This window comes from Novosphingobium sp. YAF33, from assembly GCF_052113265.1.
In the GTDB taxonomy this organism is placed as follows: Bacteria; Pseudomonadota; Alphaproteobacteria; order Sphingomonadales; family Sphingomonadaceae; genus Novosphingobium.
The window spans coordinates 414,344-430,104 of the sequence record NZ_JBFRCW010000001.1 but is presented as its reverse complement, the minus strand read 5'-3'; the positions used below and the strand labels follow the sequence as shown (position 1 = coordinate 430,104).

Annotated in this window: 14 protein-coding genes; 9 read left to right on the top strand and 5 right to left on the bottom strand. The window is 66.0% G+C overall.

What is annotated here, in order from left to right:
• Positions 1 to 5: 5 nt before the first annotated feature.
• The gene (locus AB4Z00_RS01905) at positions 6 to 2,711 is read right to left on the bottom strand and encodes an SBBP repeat-containing protein (RefSeq protein ID WP_442044705.1); all 2,706 of its coding nucleotides are present in this window, start codon (positions 2,709 to 2,711) and stop codon (positions 6 to 8) included.
• Between the two features lie 105 nt (positions 2,712 to 2,816).
• On the opposite strand from AB4Z00_RS01905, the gene AB4Z00_RS01900 reads away from it, so the two are divergent.
• From AB4Z00_RS01900 to AB4Z00_RS01865, 8 genes are all read left to right on the top strand, one after another.
• The gene (locus tag AB4Z00_RS01900) at positions 2,817 to 3,845 is read left to right on the top strand and encodes a flagellar motor switch protein FliG (RefSeq protein ID WP_431567290.1); all 1,029 of its coding nucleotides are present in this window, start codon (positions 2,817 to 2,819) and stop codon (positions 3,843 to 3,845) included.
• A gap of 235 nt (positions 3,846 to 4,080) precedes the next feature.
• Entirely contained in the window at positions 4,081 to 4,755 is a 675-nt protein-coding gene (locus tag AB4Z00_RS01895; protein WP_431567284.1) for a FliH/SctL family protein, read from the top strand.
• Between the two features lie 363 nt (positions 4,756 to 5,118).
• Positions 5,119 to 6,729 (top strand): flagellar basal-body MS-ring/collar protein FliF, encoded by a 1,611-nt coding sequence (gene fliF, locus AB4Z00_RS01890; RefSeq protein ID WP_132268657.1) that lies wholly within the window; start codon positions 5,119 to 5,121, stop codon positions 6,727 to 6,729.
• Positions 6,730 to 6,740: 11 nt separating this feature from the next.
• Entirely contained in the window at positions 6,741 to 7,106 is a 366-nt protein-coding gene (gene fliN, locus AB4Z00_RS01885; protein ID WP_207913050.1) for a flagellar motor switch protein FliN, read from the top strand.
• Entirely contained in the window at positions 7,106 to 7,546 is a 441-nt protein-coding gene (locus AB4Z00_RS01880; RefSeq protein WP_134094049.1) for a helix-turn-helix domain-containing protein, read from the top strand. The genes fliN and AB4Z00_RS01880 overlap by 1 nt, the downstream gene beginning before the upstream one ends.
• A 23-nt stretch (positions 7,547 to 7,569) precedes the next feature.
• Complete coding sequence (flhA, locus tag AB4Z00_RS01875) at positions 7,570 to 9,669, top strand: flagellar biosynthesis protein FlhA (RefSeq protein WP_132268663.1); 2,100 nt, start codon at positions 7,570 to 7,572, stop codon at positions 9,667 to 9,669.
• 107 nt (positions 9,670 to 9,776) lie between these two features.
• A complete protein-coding gene (locus AB4Z00_RS01870; RefSeq protein ID WP_442044701.1) occupies positions 9,777 to 11,225 on the top strand; it encodes a flagellar hook-length control protein FliK in 1,449 nt (482 codons plus the stop codon).
• A gap of 12 nt (positions 11,226 to 11,237) precedes the next feature.
• The gene (locus AB4Z00_RS01865; RefSeq protein ID WP_442044699.1) at positions 11,238 to 11,912 is read left to right on the top strand and encodes a flagellar hook assembly protein FlgD; all 675 of its coding nucleotides are present in this window, start codon (positions 11,238 to 11,240) and stop codon (positions 11,910 to 11,912) included.
• Positions 11,913 to 12,108: 196 nt separating this feature from the next.
• On the opposite strand, the gene AB4Z00_RS01860 is transcribed toward AB4Z00_RS01865, so the two are convergent.
• The 3 genes from AB4Z00_RS01860 to AB4Z00_RS01850 all read right to left on the bottom strand — a co-directional run bounded on the left by AB4Z00_RS01860 (position 12,109) and on the right by AB4Z00_RS01850 (position 14,238).
• Positions 12,109 to 12,306 (bottom strand): hypothetical protein, encoded by a 198-nt coding sequence (locus AB4Z00_RS01860; protein WP_207913052.1) that lies wholly within the window; start codon positions 12,304 to 12,306, stop codon positions 12,109 to 12,111.
• A 503-nt stretch (positions 12,307 to 12,809) separates the two neighbouring features.
• Positions 12,810 to 13,427, bottom strand: coding sequence for a peptidylprolyl isomerase (locus tag AB4Z00_RS01855; RefSeq protein ID WP_442045064.1), 618 nt, complete (start codon positions 13,425 to 13,427; stop codon positions 12,810 to 12,812).
• Positions 13,428 to 13,533: 106 nt separating this feature from the next.
• Positions 13,534 to 14,238: a GcrA family cell cycle regulator gene (locus tag AB4Z00_RS01850; protein WP_132268672.1), complete on the bottom strand. Its 705-nt coding sequence runs from the start codon at positions 14,236 to 14,238 to the stop codon at positions 13,534 to 13,536.
• Positions 14,239 to 14,331: 93 nt separating this feature from the next.
• Between AB4Z00_RS01850 and AB4Z00_RS01845 the strand changes: the two genes are divergently transcribed.
• The gene (locus AB4Z00_RS01845) at positions 14,332 to 15,222 is read left to right on the top strand and encodes an ABC transporter permease (protein WP_442044696.1); all 891 of its coding nucleotides are present in this window, start codon (positions 14,332 to 14,334) and stop codon (positions 15,220 to 15,222) included.
• Between the two features lie 87 nt (positions 15,223 to 15,309).
• Here the strand turns inward: AB4Z00_RS01845 and hspQ are convergent, their stop codons facing one another.
• The gene (gene hspQ / locus AB4Z00_RS01840) at positions 15,310 to 15,690 is read right to left on the bottom strand and encodes a heat shock protein HspQ (RefSeq protein WP_132268793.1); all 381 of its coding nucleotides are present in this window, start codon (positions 15,688 to 15,690) and stop codon (positions 15,310 to 15,312) included.
• Positions 15,691 to 15,761: the final 71 nt, after the last annotated feature.

Below are 15,761 nucleotides of genomic sequence, written 5' to 3'. Positions count from 1 at the left end.
TTACCTCAGTAACCGGTAAGCCGCGACAAGGCGGCCTGGTAGTTGGCGAGCTGTTTCTGCTGGTAGACCGTGCCGCCGCCGGTAATCGCGCCGTCCACCAGGGTCGCCTTCGACGAGTCCCAATAGAGCGAGCGATAGGCGGTCTGGGTCATGGAGAGGGCGGACTTGATCTGCGCCAGCGCGACCGCAGCCGTCTTGGCATCCTTCACCGACAGGGTCGTGGCGAGGCCCAGGCTGTAGGTGCCGCCGGGCGTGACCTTGGGCGCATCGGCATCGGGTGCCTTGGAAGCGACCAGGCGGACAGGGTCTATGCCCAGTTTGGACAGGGCGTCCTTGTTGTCCGGACCGGAACCGAGTTCGACCTGGTAGCCGGACTTCACCTGGATCTTGAGCGTCGTCTGGCCGTTCACGCGCGGGGTGGTGATGGTGGCCTTGGTGCCGGTGATCTTCTGGATCTTCTGCGCCAGCGAGACCATCGTCTCGTCCTTGCCGATGGTAATGGTGCGCGTGGCCCCGCCATCGACGCGGATCGTGAACTTGTCGCCCGCCTGCAGGTTGGTCTGCGAGGAAAGGGTGGTCGATTCCTGCTCGTTCAGTGTGCCGCGGTTGAGGCCCAGCGCGCCCAGCACCGTGGAGCCGCCCGCCACGGCGGAGATCTTCACCGGCTCCGTGGTCGAGGTATACATGCCCCACTGCGAAATCTTCTCGATCGCGCCGGTGGAAGCATCGATCCGCGCGACGAAGCCGTCGACAGTGCCGGACTTCGTTCCCGACAGGTCTCCCGCCGTGCGGCCGCCGACATAGAGCGTGCCGTTCAGATACGTGACGCTGTCGGCCTGGTCGGTGGCCGACGTGCCGATATACGTCGTGCTGGCCGAGGACAGGGCGGCATCGATGCGGGTAACGAACGCGTCCTGTCCGCCATTGATGCTGTTGACCTGCGTGCCGCTCACCGCCGAACTCGTGGTGCCGACGACGGCAATCTCGCCGCTGTCGGACACGGCGATGGCGCGTGCAGAAACCTTGCCGAGCGTGATCGAGCCGAGATCGGTGGAGAGCGAGGTGGAGTCGATCCGATGGATCGTGGCCACRCCGCTTTCGCTGGTCAGGGCAAGGAGGTTGCCGTCGTTGTCGATGGCGAGCGAGGTGACGGAATCGAGGCCGCCGCTGTCGATCGCGCGGCGTTCCTGAAGCTTGCCGGTCGCATCGAGCTTGGCGATGAACGCATCGCCGCCGCCCGTCGATGATTTGCCCGCGACATAGATGCTGCCATCGTCGCCCACGGTCACGGCGCTTGCGGTTTCGTTACCGACCTGCCGGATGACGGTGGCGGAAAGCTGGTCGCCCTTGATGTTGTAGCGCGCGACCAGCATGTCGGTCTGGCTGTCGTCGCCGCCGTTGTAGGCACCGTCTACCGTGCCGGCGACCACGATGTCGCCATTGGCGGCAATGCTGACGGCGGCGCCCTGCGCGCTGCCTGCGGCGCCCAGGCTGCGCTGCCATACGACATTGCCCTCGCTGTCTACCTTGGTGAGGAACAGATCGTCGGAGCCGTCCGAGATGCGCGTGCCGACATCGCCGGCCGTGGTGCCGACGACATAGCTGAAGCCCTCGGAATCCGTCGCGATCGCCTTGGCCTGGGTGGCCGCGGCGACCGTATAGTCCTTGTCCTCGTCGTCAGTGGAGGATGCGTTCGCCTTGGCGTCTGCCGTGGCGGTGCCGTCTACCGCGTTGAGCTTGCTCAGGCGCTGCCAGGACAGGGAATCGTCCAGGTCTTCCACCCGGTACACGCGCGCAGCGGTGGCGGCATCCTTCGCGGTCTCGCCGCTGGCCACCATCAGTGCGTCGCCGCCGCCAACCTGGTCGATGGCGACCTTCTCGCTGCCCGCCGGATTGAAGACGAGCCCCCATTTGCCGTCGTTCTTTTCGACGGTGAAGTTCGACTTCCACTTGCTGATCGGGTCGCCATTGGCATCGACCGCGGGATTGCCGCTGGTGTCCAGTGCCTGGCTGCTGCCGATGGCGGCATTGAGCGCGGCTGCGACYGAATCGAGCGTGGGCGGCTGTGTCGTTGCCGAAAGGTCGACGTTGACGGTCTCGGTGGTGCTGCCCTTGGTCAGCTTGATCTGCAGCACTTCGCTGCCGGTCATGCCGGAGATGGCCGCGTTGCGCGTGGCCGATACGCCTTCACCGATGACCGCGCCGCTGGAGTTCGTGGACTTGATCGCGACGGAAGTGGCGTTGCTGGTCTTCGATCCGAAATAGAGCGAGACGAGATCGGTGTCGGCCGAACCCAGGAAGGACTGAAGGTCCAGCAGCCCTTGCGCGAACGTCTTCTGGAGCGAGGTGCGCTCCGTGGACGACGTCGTGGCCTTGGCGGCGCTTTCGGCCAGGATGCGGAGACGGTCGAGCGCCTTGTAGGTGGTGAAGGCGGTCTGGACATCCGGCAGATCGCCCAGCGAGCTGTCCTTGGTGGTGTCCACCAGCGACAGCATCCGCTTGAGCGCGACGATCTGGGCGCTGACCGGGCGGGTATCGGCGGCCTCCTGCCAGGGCGGCGTCGTTTCCGGCGTGGCGAGGGTGAAGGCCTTCTTGGCCTTGAGAACGGCAGCGCTGTCCAGGGCGGCGAGAGAGGACGACAGGGCGGAATAGGCACTGGTGCCACCCAGAACCGACAGTCCGATCAACCCGTTGTTTATATTTATCGTCAATTCTGTCTCCATCGGGCGGTTGCGCAAGCCTTCCTCCTATAAATAGAAGGAACAGCGCCCAAACCGTGCGGAATTGAGCAATTTTTCGGGGGTATCGAAGTGACGATGATGGCCGCGGTGGCTGAGCCGCCGGAGCTCAAGAAATACTCGGGAATTCAGCGCGCTGCCGCGTTGATGCTGGCCCTTGGACGCGACCATGGCGGTCCGATCTGGGAACAGCTGACCACCGAGGAAATCAAGGAGCTGTCTTCCACGATCGCCCAGCTCGGCCGGGTGCCCGCAGTCGTCGTCGAGCACCTGCTCGTCCAGTTCTCGGGCGAAGTGGCGAGCATGGCGACGCTGCATGGCTCCTACGAGACCACCGAAAGGCTGCTGGAAGGCATTCTCTCGGCGGACCGCGTGAAGGAGATCATGGAGGACATCCGCGGTCCTTCCGGCCGCACGATGTGGGACAAGCTGTCCAACGTCAGCGAGGCCGTCCTCGCGGGTTACCTCAAGAACGAATATCCGCAGACCGTTGCGGTGATCCTGCACAAGCTGCGCCCGGACCATGCCGCGCGCGTGCTGTCCGAGCTGCCGCGCGATTTCGCGACCGATGTGGTCATGCGCATGCTGCGGATGGATACCGTGCAGAAGGACGTGATCGTCCAGGTGGAGCAGACGCTCAAGAGCGAGTTCATGACCAACCTGTCGCGCGCCCAGCGCCGCGATCCGCACGAGACCATGGCGGAACTGTTCAACGCGCTGGACCGCTCGACCGAAGAGGCCATGCTTGGCGCGCTCGACGAGAAGGCGCCGGAATCGGCCGAACGTATCCGCGCGCTGATGTTCACCTTCGAGGATCTCGGCAATCTGCTGCCGGGCGCGATCCAGACGATCGTGCGCAATTGCAACAAGCGCGAACTGGCGCTGGCGCTCAAGGGTGCGCCGGACGAGATGAAGAAGCTGTTCTTCGGCGCCATGACCGAACGTGCCGCCAAGCTGATGCGCGACGACATGTCGGCCATGGGTCCGGTGCGCGCGCGCGAATGCGAGGAAGCGCAGACGGCTCTGGTGCGTCTTGCCAAGTCGCTTGGGGATCGGGGCGAGATCATGCTCGTCGATCCCAAGAGCGACGACGCCATGATCTATTGATCGGTGCGATGACCTGTTTGATATCCTGCTCGTCCGGGTTAACGTACGGAACGAGCAGGGAAGATTCCGGTATCCGGTGCGCTCGCGGCTTGTGTCGCGAGCTTGCCATTTGGGGAAGCCAATGGCGTATCGGCCGAACGATTTCGAACTGTTTCATGCCTCGCGGGACCATGTCCGCGATGCGCGACCGGAAGGTCGTCCGAATTCCGAGGGTGCGGCGATGATGGAGGATCCCATGACCATTCAGCCATTCGGTTTCGACAGGATATTTCGTTTTCCGTCCAGCGAGCAGGTCGACGAACGACGACACGATGAACTGCGCGAGCACGTCGAGGAACTCCAGGCCCGTATAGAGCGCCTGCACGAGGACCACGTCGCCGAGCTGGCGCGGGCGCGGGTCGATGGCTTCGAGGCGGGCCTGGAGCAGGCGCGGGGCGAGCGGGCGGAAGCCATGCTGGCCGCCACCGATGCGCTTCATGCCTCGATCGACGATGTCGAGAGCCGTTTCGATGCAGTGATGGATCAGGTCATTGCCGAGGCCGGGGCGATTGCGCTCCAGGCCGCCGAACTGCTGGCCGGACATGCCATTGCCGCCGAGCCCGCGCGCGCCATCGACGAAGCGTTGACCCGCGCGCTCGATCAGGTTTCGCGCGATACCGCGCTGTCGATCCGCGCGAATCCGGCCATGCGTGAAGATATCGAGCGCCTTGTCGAGGAACGCCGCGCGCGCGAGCGGCGGGCGATCTCCATCGTCGTGGTCGACGACGACACGCTCCCTTCCGGCGATGCCCATATTGGCTGGGCCGAAGGCGGCCTGAACATCGACGCGGCCTCGCGCCGGGCCGCGGTCATGGCCGAACTCGCCGGTGTTCTGGGGCAGGAACCCGAAAGCGACGCCGTCTCGGCGTGAGCCGGTCCGGCGCTTGACCGGTTTTCCGGCGCGCTGCAGACCGTCACGTTCCCGATCGGCCGGGAGCCGCTTCCACCGAAAAGACCTGGGTGAAAACCGGGGCGAAGACTTGGGCGAAGAACGGCGCTCAGACCGCGTGGCAATGGCCAGCGGGACTGCGGCCTCGCTGACGGCGGCGCGCTGGTTGCGCCCCTGACATCCCCAGCCCGTCCGGCATCTGCATGGAGCCGTGTCCTAGTTCGACTACCGGCCCGGAAATTCCTGCATAAACTTTTCCTGTTCCCGGCAAGAGTTGCCTAGCGTTTATCCTATAATGTCAGGGGCGACACCAGGGGGTGACGCCGCTGACGTAAGAGGCGACTTTTGAACCCGTTGCGGAACTTTATCGAGCAGGTCGGTCCCCGCCGTGCCCTGCTGATGGGCGGCGTGGCCCTTGCCCTGCTGGCCGGGCTCGGATGGATGGCGTTTCGCAGTCCTGCGACTGAGATGGGCTATCTCTATACCGATCTCGATCCTTCGGCGGCCCAGTCGATCAGCGAGAAGCTCAAGGGCCAGAACGTGCCCTTCCAGCTCTCCGCCGACGGCTCTGCGGTCATGGCCCCGGTCGACAAGCTGGCGGAGCTTCGCATGTCGATGGCCTCCGAGCAGCTGGGCGGCAAGATCGGCTACGAAGTGCTCGATGCGGAGGAGCCTTTCGGCATCTCTTCCTCGCGCGCGAAGCTGAACGAGACCCGCGCCATCGAAGGCGAACTGGTCCGCTCGATCGAGAGCCTCGAAAAGGTCAGCAAGGCCCGCGTCCATGTCGTCATGCCGGACCACGCGATGTTCGAGACCGAACCGCGCAAGGCCAGCGCCGCGGTGACGGTGAAGACCAACGGGCGCCTTTCCAGCGAGCAGGTCCAGGCGATCCGCTACCTCGTCTCCTCGGCCGTTCCCGATCTCAATCCCGAGGCGGTTTCCATCGTCGACCAGACCGGCGCGCTGCTGGCGCGGGCGGGCGAGGGCGGTGACGCCGGTGCAGGCAATCTCGAAGACCGCCAGAACGCCGTCGAAGCGCGCCTGCGCACCGAGATCGAGGCGATGATCGAACCGATCGTGGGCCAGGGCAAAGTGCGCGCCGAAGTGGCCGCCGTGCTCGAACGCGACCAGGTGCGCGAGGAATCGGAAGTCTTCGATCCCGATACCCAGGTCGTGGCCCACACGGTTACCGTGGAATCGAACAACCAGAGCGACGAGAATTCCGCCGGCGCCGAGGGCGTGACGGTCGGCTCGCAGCTTCCCGACAACCAGGGCAACGTCAACGGCAATGGCGGCGACGCCCGCCGCTCGGCGCAGAACGAGACCTCGGAAGACACCACCTACCAGAACAGCCGCACCCAGAAGGTCGCGGTCCGCACCCCCGGCCAGGTCAAGCGCCTGACCGTGGCGGTCATGGTGGACGGCGGGCCGCAGGGCCTTCCCGCGCCGCAGGTCCAGCGCCTGCAGCGGCTGGTCGAGAATGCCGTCGGCTTCGATGCCGACCGCGGCGACAGCGTGGTGGTCGAGAACATGGCCTTCAACGCGCCGACCGATCTCGACGGCGCCGAAGGCGGCCTGCCTTTCGGCCTGACCATGGACCGCATCTTCGACGTGCTGAAGATCCTGATCGTGGGCGGCATCATCCTCTTCGCCATCCGCATGCTCAAGCCCAAGCTGGCCGAGCCGCCGCTGGTCGAAGGCGTGGTGGAGCGCCGCCTGACCGCCGAGGATGCCGAAATGATGGCCCTCAACGAGCGGGCCGCGGCCGGCGACGAGGAGGCCATCCGCCAGCTCGACGAAATGCGCGCCAACGAAGGCGAGATGCTCGACCAGGAAATTGCCCTGGCGCAAGTGGACGGGCGCATCAAGCTCTCCGCCCTGCGCCGCATCGGTGACGCCATCTCGGCCAGTCCCGGAGAATCCGCATCCGTAATCCGTCAGTGGATGAACAGTTGAAAGGTATGACCATGAGCGACGAGCTCGAGCCGCGCCAGCTGGCGCCTGCTCACCTGTCCGACGAAAACCCGAACGGCGAAGCGAGCGAGGATGCCGCAGCCGCCTGGTCTCCCCGCCCCACCACGCCGCCCACGCCCGACGACCTGCAGGCCGTGTTCGACGTGCCGGTGAAGGTCCAGGCCGTGCTCGGCCGGTCGCGGATGGACATCGGCGACCTGCTGCGACTGAAGCCCGGCATGGTGGTGGAACTGGACCGCCGCGTCGGCGAGCCGGTGGACATCTTCGTCAACAACCGCCTGATCGCGCGCGGCGAAGTCGTGCTGATCGACAGCACGCTGGGCATCACGCTCACCGAAATCGTCCGGCAGGAGGCATGATGCCTTACTCCGAACACGATCCGACCCGGCTGATGCTGGTCGGCGACCTCGGCAACGCGATGGGCCTGGCGGTGGAGATGGTGCGCGGTTCGCCCGCCAGCATCGCCGTGGGCACCGCCAGCTCCACCGTGCTGGAGGACTGGCAGCGCGCCAAGGACGATCTCGTGGTCGTGGACATCGCGGTGAACCTGCAGGACGTGCTCTCGCGGCTGCGCGGCGAGCGGGCGAACCAGCCCGTGGCCATGGCCGTCTCCGAGCTGGTCGGGCAGAACATCGCCGATGTCGAGCGCGAGCTGATCCTCAAGACCCTGGAACATTGCCGGGGAAATCGCACTTCCGCCGCCTCGATGCTGGGCATTTCGGTCCGGACCATGCGCAACAAGCTGCGCACGTTCCTGTCCGACGGTGTCGCGGTGCCGCCCGGCCTGATCCGTCATTGACCTCCTGAAAGCCCGGTGAAGCGATGAACGCACTCGTCTCTGCAAGGCTGGACCAGTTCCTGGCCCGCCTCGGCCCCAGCCGCGATCTCGCGCTGGCGCTGGGGGTCAGCGCCATTATCGGCATGCTGATCCTGCCGATGCCCGGCTGGATGCTTGACATGGGCCTGGCCCTGTCGATCACCGCCTCGGTGCTGATCCTGATGACCGCGCTGTTCATCGAGAAGCCGCTGCAACTGTCGAGCTTCCCGACGATCCTGCTGATCGTGACGATGCTGCGCCTGGGCCTCAACCTGGCCTCGACGCGCCTGATCCTGGGCCACGGGCACGAGGGGCATCATGCGGCGGGCGGCGTGATCGCGGCCTTCGGCGAGTTCCTGATGGGCGGCGAGACCGTCATCGGCCTCACCATCTTCGCGATCCTGATCGTCATCAACTTCGTGGTCATCACCAAGGGCGCGGGCCGCATTGCCGAAGTGGCGGCGCGCTTCAGCCTCGATGCCATGCCCGGCAAGCAGATGGCGATCGACGCCGATCTCAACGCCGGCACCATCACCGAGAGCCAGGCGCGCGAGCGCCGCGCCGAGATCGAGGCCGAGAGCGGCTTCTACGGCGCGATGGACGGTGCCTCGAAGTTCGTGAAGGGCGATGCCGTTGCCGGCCTGCTGATCACGGCGATCAACATCGTCGTCGGCCTGATCATCGGCGTTGCCATCCACGGCGTGCCGTTCGGCGAGGCTTTCACCACATACACCATCCTCACGGTGGGCGACGGCCTTGTCAGCCAGATCCCGGCGCTGATCGTCTCGACGGCGGCGGGCCTGCTCGTTTCCAAGGGCGGCGTGGTCGGCAAGACCGGCGCCGCGCTGGGCGACCAGCTCGGCCGCTACCCCAAGGCCTTCGGCATCGTCGGCGTGCTGATGACGGTTCTGGCGCTGATGCCGGGCCTGCCGTTCATTCCCTTTGCCGCGATGGGCGGCATGTGCGGGTGGATGGCCTGGTCGATGTCGCGCAAGGCGCAGGCCAGCGCTGCGCAGGAGCGCATGCAGGAGGCGATGGCGCAGCAGCAGCAGATGGAAGCGCAGGCCGAGGAACCGATCTCGCGCACGCTGGCCATCGACGCGCTGCGCATCGAACTCGGCTACGGGCTGCTGCCGCTGATCAACGATTCCCAGGCCGAGCCGCGCCTCGACGACCAGGTCCGCGCGCTGCGCCGGCAGATGGCGATCGACTACGGCTTCGTGCTGCCTTCGGTCCGCATTCTCGACAATATGGCGCTTCAGCCGAACGAATATATCGTCTTCGTCAAGGAAACCGAGATCGCGCGCGGCGAACTGCGCATCGGCAAGCTGCTGGTGATCAACGCGGCCGGGCAGGACATCGGCATTCGCGGCGAGCCCACCAAGGAGCCGGTGTTCCAGTTGCCGGCGCTCTGGATCGACCGCGACATGCGCCAGGAAGCCGGTTTCCGCGGGCTGACCGTGGTGGACTGCGGCACCGTGGTGACGACGCACCTGACCGAGATCGTCAAGGACAACATCGCCGACCTGCTCTCCTATACCGAGACGCAGAAGCTGCTGAACGAAGTCCACAAGGACACCGAGAAGCTGATCGCGGACCTGATCCCCAGCAAGATCTCCATCTCCGGCGTGCAGCGCGTGCTGCAGAACCTGCTGGCCGAAGGCATCTCGATCCGCGACGTGCCCACGATCCTCGAAGGCGTGGCCGAGGCGACGGCAATGACCGGAAACCTGACGCAAGTGACCGAACATGTCCGCGCGCGCCTGGCCCGCCAGATTTCGGCGCAGCAGACCTTCGACGGCGCAATCCCCATCGTCACGCTTGGCGGCGAATGGGACGAGGCGTTCGGCGAGGCCATCGTCGGCCTCGGCGACGACCGCCACCTGGCCATGGCGCCTTCGCAGCTCCAGGCGTTCATCGCCTCGGTCCGCGACACTTACGACCGGTTGGCCGGGCAGGGCGAAATCCCCTGCCTGCTGACCAGCCCGCCGCTGCGGCCCTTCGTGCGCTCCATCATCGAGCGCGTGCGCCCGGCGACCGTCGTGCTCTCGCAGAACGAGATCCATCCGCGCGCGCGGCTGCGCAGCCTCGGCACGGTCGGTTGAGCGGTCCCGCGCCAGGGGCCTGAATATAGGATCGCACGACCGGGCAGGCTGCAATCCCTCTATGATGAAGTGTTGGCCGCGGATCGTCGGCCGGGAGACGTCCTCTAATGCCGGTTTCCGTGAATTCCCTGTTCCCCATGGCCGCCGCGACGGGCGGCAGCACCTCGGCCGCCGCCGTCTCCGGAGTTGCGGCCGCTGACAGCCTTGCCGGCGGGCTTGCCGGCGGGGGGGCTTTCAAGAGCGCGGAACAGGCTACCGGTTCCTTCCAGTCGCTGCTCGGCGCAGCGCAGGCGGTGCCCGCGGGTGCCGCCTCCGGCACGGTCCAGGCAGGCGCGCCAGCGACCGCAGCGACGGGTGAGGCACCGGCTGCTGCCGAGCTGATCCCGGCACCTGTCATTTCCGCCGATACGCTTGCTCAGGACGCGGCAGCCGCTGCGGGCGCCTTGCCGGCCGAGAACCTGCTGGCGAAGCCGGCGACGTCCACGCCGGGGGCCAAGCCCGCCGATGGGAGCCACGCGGCGAAAGCCGACCATATCAAGCCGCCTGTCGCGAAAGCCGAGGCAGTTCTGCCGCAGCTCGTCGCCGAGGCGGCAGCTTCGGCAGATGCAGCCCCGACCGGCGAGGCCGGCGAAGCCGCAGGTGATGCCGACCCCGCGGCGGAGGATGCCGATGCCCCGAAGGCGAAGCACCTTGACGCCGACGCTTCCGCATTGATCCCGGCCGCCCAGGCGCAAGTCCCGCAGACGCCGACGACTGCGGTGCAGCCGCAACTCGCGGTCGCGCCGCAGGCCGTGCCGGCGCCGTCCGAGGAAGTGCCCGGGGAGCCCGCCAAGAGCGCCACCGACGGTGAGGGCAAGGCTTCGGTGAAGCTGGCCAAAACGGGAAATGCCGGGACGTTCGCGGGGGCCGAGCGCGCCGCAGCGGAACCGGCAGGCGCTCGCAGCCAGGGCGCGGCGGCCAATGCCGCAAGCCCGGTCGATACCGCGCAGGCGCCCGACCAGGCCGCCGCCACGCCCGATGGCAATCTTTCCGCACCGCTGTTCAGCCAGACGCTGAACGCCGCCGCCAGCCGCCCCGCCGCGCTGCCTTACGCGCCGACCGCGCAGTCCGCGCCGCAGAGCGCGACCGTTGCCGTGCAGCAGGGGCAGTTCGGCAACGACATCGGGGTCGAGATCGCCCGCGCGCTCGACCAGGGCAGCGATGACCTGCTGATCCGCCTCGACCCGCGCCACATGGGCCGGATCGACGTGCGGCTCTCATTCGACCACGACGGCGTCCTGCGCGCGGTGGTCTCGGCCGACAGCGCGTCCTCGCTGGACATGTTGCGCCGCGAAAGCACCGATCTCAACCGTGCCCTGGCCGATGCCGGCGTGCGGTCCGACGGGCAGTCTTTGCGCTTCGACAGCCGCTCTGGCGGGCAGGGCGGCGGGCAGCGCTGGCAGGGCGAACAGAACCAGCGTCAGGCCCAAAGCGGCCTGTCCGACGGCTTCGGCGGGAGCGACGACCCGATCTACCGGCCTCTGCGCAGCAGCGGCCATGTCGATCTCATGGCATAAGGCACAAGAGCAATGACCACCGTTTCAGGCACCTCGTCCACCGCGACGACCGACACGACCGCGGCCTCCACTTCGGGCCTGCTGACCGATTACAACCTGTTCCTCAAGCTGCTGACCACGCAGATGACGAACCAGGATCCGCTCGATCCGATGGACACTTCGGAATATACGCAGCAGCTCGTGCAGTATTCGCAGGTGGAGCAGTCGATCCAGCAGACCGGCTCGCTCAAGGACATCCTCAGCCAGCTTTCCTCGCAGCAGATGTCGCAGGCTTCCAGCTACATCGGCCGCGAAGCGCGCTTCGATTCCCCGGTGTCCGGTCTCGGCGATGCTCCGGCGCACTGGACCTATTACGTGGACGGCACGCCCGCCGCGATGACCGCCACGATCAAGGACTCCTCGGGCGCGGTCGTCAACACCGTCACGCTCGATCCCGAAACGCAGGGTTCCTACTCGTGGGACGGTACCAAGGCGGACGGCAGCAAGGCTGCGGACGGCGCCTATACCTTCTCGGTCGCGGCCACGGACAGCGCCGGCAATGCACTGGACACCACGATCAACTCGGTGGCGATCGTCAACGACGTGGTGACGGACGGCACGAACATCATGCTCGGCGTGAACGGCATCCGCATGTCGGCATCGGGCCTCGTCGCGATTGCCGCGGCCGGGACCAATATCGACAACTGAGGCCTTCCACCGGGGCTTCACGGCGCCCCGGTCCGTAAAAGAAGAACACCCCTGAACCACGCGGTTCAGGGGTGTTCTTCGTTCGGCCGGCCAAAGTCTTTTCCCATCAGGTGGAATGACCCGATGCCCCGGAAAAACGCGACAAACCGGAAACCTGAAGCACTCGATCCGACGCAGTGGGATCGAGTGCTCCGGTTCAGGCCTGGCCCACCGTGGAGCGACAATCGCTGCTGCCGATCGTGGCCGCCAGGCTGGGGCTTTCCGAGGCCTGAAGGGCCACGTCCAGCCGCGTGCAGCCCGGAATACGGTCCGGCAGCGCCAGGATCATCAGGCAATCGGCGATCGAGGGATCCTCGATCGGACCGATCAGTTCGTCCACGTCCTCATAGGACATGTCCGCATGGCTCATGCAGCGAAGCGCGGCCGCCTGCCAAAGCTGAGAAGTTGAATCAACCCTCAGTTTCAGCGAGAACCAGAACTCTTCGTGCGAAACGACATTTGGACCGGCCTCGCCGGCGCAATTCCAAGGTAAATTTTCTACCATCGCACTCTCAATAGTACAGCGAACCGAATAGATGCAGTCCGTGCCCCCGGACCTGAGAGGGAATTCCACAACCCCCGCCAGAGCAATGGCTGTAGGGGTCGACAGGACCAACTAAGGGATTTCCCGTATTCGATCGGAATTAAAGTAAATCATCTCTTACCGCGGAAAACCGGCGAGATTCCGAGAGCGATAGCGGTGTGATGCGACGTTGAAATTACAAGATAATCGATTCGCCGAGGGGGCGTGCGAGGGCGGCGTTGCGCATAGCAGCTAACGCTCCGCGAGGCGGTGAATTCTTGGTAATCGGAGGGTGAGAAGCCTTCACAAGGCTCCCGCAGCGGCATTTCCGGCCTTCAGGGGGCCGTTGGCGGGCCTGCGAGGCGGCGGGCGCTGACGATTTTCACCATCGGCTCCAGCATCTGGCCTTTCATCACACCGTCACCCTTGGTGGCGGAGCGCGGCTCGTCCCAGATCTTGCGCACCACGTCCATGCCCGACACGACGTGGCCGAAAGCGGCGAAGCCGGCGCGGGTGTCCGGGTTGTCGGAATCCGGCTTGGCGTCGAGGGAAGGTATGTCCCCCAGCATGATCGTGAAATCGGCGGTGGCGCTACCCGGCGCAAAGCGGGCCATGGAGATCGTCCCGGCCTTGTGGCTGATGCCGGTTATGTTGGTCGGTTCATGGGCGACGGGCGGCAGGACATTGACGCCCTGAAGCCCGCCCTGCAGCAGCCCGTTGGGCTGGTCGCCCCAGTCGATGTGCATGGCGCGGTAGAAGTTCGCGCCGTCGAAGCGCTTGCTGTCCACGTATTTCAGGAAATTGGCGACGGTCAGCGGGGCGTGGGTCTTGTCGAGATCCAGCACGATGACGCCCGCGCTCGTGGTGAGCGCCACATAGACATGCTCGACAGGCGCTGCCGCCACGGGCGGCGCGGCGACCGGCGCTTCCTGGGCCAGGGCAGGGGACGCCATGGCACCCGCCGCGAAGGCCGCCACAAGAGCGAGCGATGCCCTTGCGGAAAGAGGCGCGGCCAGGAGCCGGAATGCCGGGTTCACGGGCCGCGCCTTCATCATCGGATCAGCGTACCCGCGGGCCGCCGAAGGGCAGGGGCGGAGGGGGACGGCGCGCGCCGCGCGGCAGCTGGGCCTGATAGGCCCGGCCGCAGTGCTCGACGCAATAAGGGAACCCGGGGTTCACCTTGTCTCCGCAGAAGTGGAAGTCGGGCTCGCCCGGGTGCCCCATCGGCCAACGGCAGACGCGGTCGTTGAGGTCGAGCAGGCTGGTCTTGTCGGCGATTTCCGCGCTGGGCTTGGCCGGCACCAGGCGGCGGGGCGGCGCCGGCGGGATCGGCTGCTGCTGATCGCCAGGGCCCTGACGCAGGAAGCCGCCAGGACCGACCGAGACCACGCGCGGCCCCTTGGGGGCCGGCGCGGGAGCGGCATCGTCGGCGGCAACCGGCGGCGCGGCGGGTTCCGGCGCGCGCGGAGCAGGCGCGGCGGCCGGCTGCGGCGCAGCAGCGCGTACCACCGGGGCTTCGGCCTGAGGCTCGGGCGCAGCGGGCGCTGCTTCCACCGGCTTCGGCTTCTTGGGGGCAGGCGCCGGGCGCGCGGGCTTCTCGTTGGCCTTCACCGGCGAAGGGCGTGCCTTGAGGCCGAGGCGGTGGGCCTTGCCGATCACTGCATTGCGGCTCACGCCGCCAAGCTCGTCCGCGATCTGGCTGGCGGTGGCACCACCTTCCCACATCTTGGTCAGCTTCTCGATCCGCTCGTCCGTCCAGCTCATTCGTGTTCCATCTCTTCATCGGGCGACCTGAGAATCGCCAAAATTCCGTGGCGCGGCTTGCCTTGGAAAGCCGCAGCCGATACTCGCCGGTCCATGCCCGATCAAACGAATTCGACCGAACTGCCGACGTCCGACGGGATCGCGCCCGCCGCAATTTCGGCGCGCCATTTCCCGGCGAAGGGAGAAGCCCTGATCCACCAGGTGAACTGGGAGGGGCTCAAGACGCTTTATATGAAGGAGGTGCGGCGCTTCTTCAAGGTCCAGACCCAGACGATCTGGGCACCGGCGATCACGACGATGCTGTTCCTCGTCATCTTCACGGTCGCGCTGGGGCGCGGAGGCCGGGAAGTGCTCGGCGTCAATTTCGCCACTTTCGTGGCACCGGGCCTCATCGTCATGGGGATGATGCAGAACGCCTTCGCCAATGCCAGCTTCTCGTTCCTGGCCGGGAAGATCCAGGGCACCATCATCGACTACCTGATGCCGCCGCTGAGCGAAGGCGAACTGATGCTGGCCATGACGGGCGCCGCAGTAACCCGCGCCTTGCTTGTCGGCCTGGCGCTGACCGCGGCGATGATGCTGTGGCCCGGCGTCGACTTGTCCATGGCGCACCCCTGGGCTGTCGTATGGTTCGGCCTCACCGGCTCGATCTTCCTCTCGCTGCTGGGCCTGCTATCCTCGATCTGGGCCGAGAAGTTCGACCACAACGCGGCCGTCACCAATTTCGTGATCGCCCCGCTCTCGCTGCTGTCCGGCACGTTCTACGTGATCGACAACCTGGCCCCCGCCTTCCAGGTGGTCAGCCGTCTCAACCCGTTCTTCTATGTGATCTCGGGCTTCCGCTTCGGCTTCCTGGGTGTCAGCGACATTGGCGATACCAACATGGCGGTGCTGCACAGCGCGCTGGGCATGGGCCTGCTCGACGCGGTCCTGGCGGCGATCGTCTACATGGTCCTGCGGTCGGGCTGGAAGATCAAGGGCTGACCGTCCGGCACTTCAAAGTCTTCGAAAAACCCGGTCGGACCCTCCGGCCGGGGTTTTCTGCGTCTGGAGAGACGGCCTGTCAGGCCCTCAATGCGTCAGCCCACGCCGCAAGTGATAGCGGCCATTGTCGAAGTCATCGAAGATCTGCGAGAGCGAGGGGTGGTCCACCGGGCCGCCATCGGAATCCGTGATCAGGTTCTGCTGGCTGACATAGGCGACGTAGCTGGAATCCTCGTTCTCGGCGAGCAGGTGGTAATACGGCTGATCGCGTCGCGGACGGACGTTCAGGGGAATGGACTCGTACCATTCATCGCTGTTGGCGAAGACGGGATCGATATCGAAAACCACACCCCTGAAGTCGTGGTTCCGGTGGCGAACGACATCCCCGATCGCGAATCGCGCACGCGTTTCACGCGGTGCGTCGATGACGCGGCCCGCTGTCGGAGAAAAAAATGACGCCTTGTTCATAGGAGAAATATAGGTTTCCTGCGGCCTGCCCACAAGCAAGCCTTGTGGACAATCCCCATTTTTTGAAAACA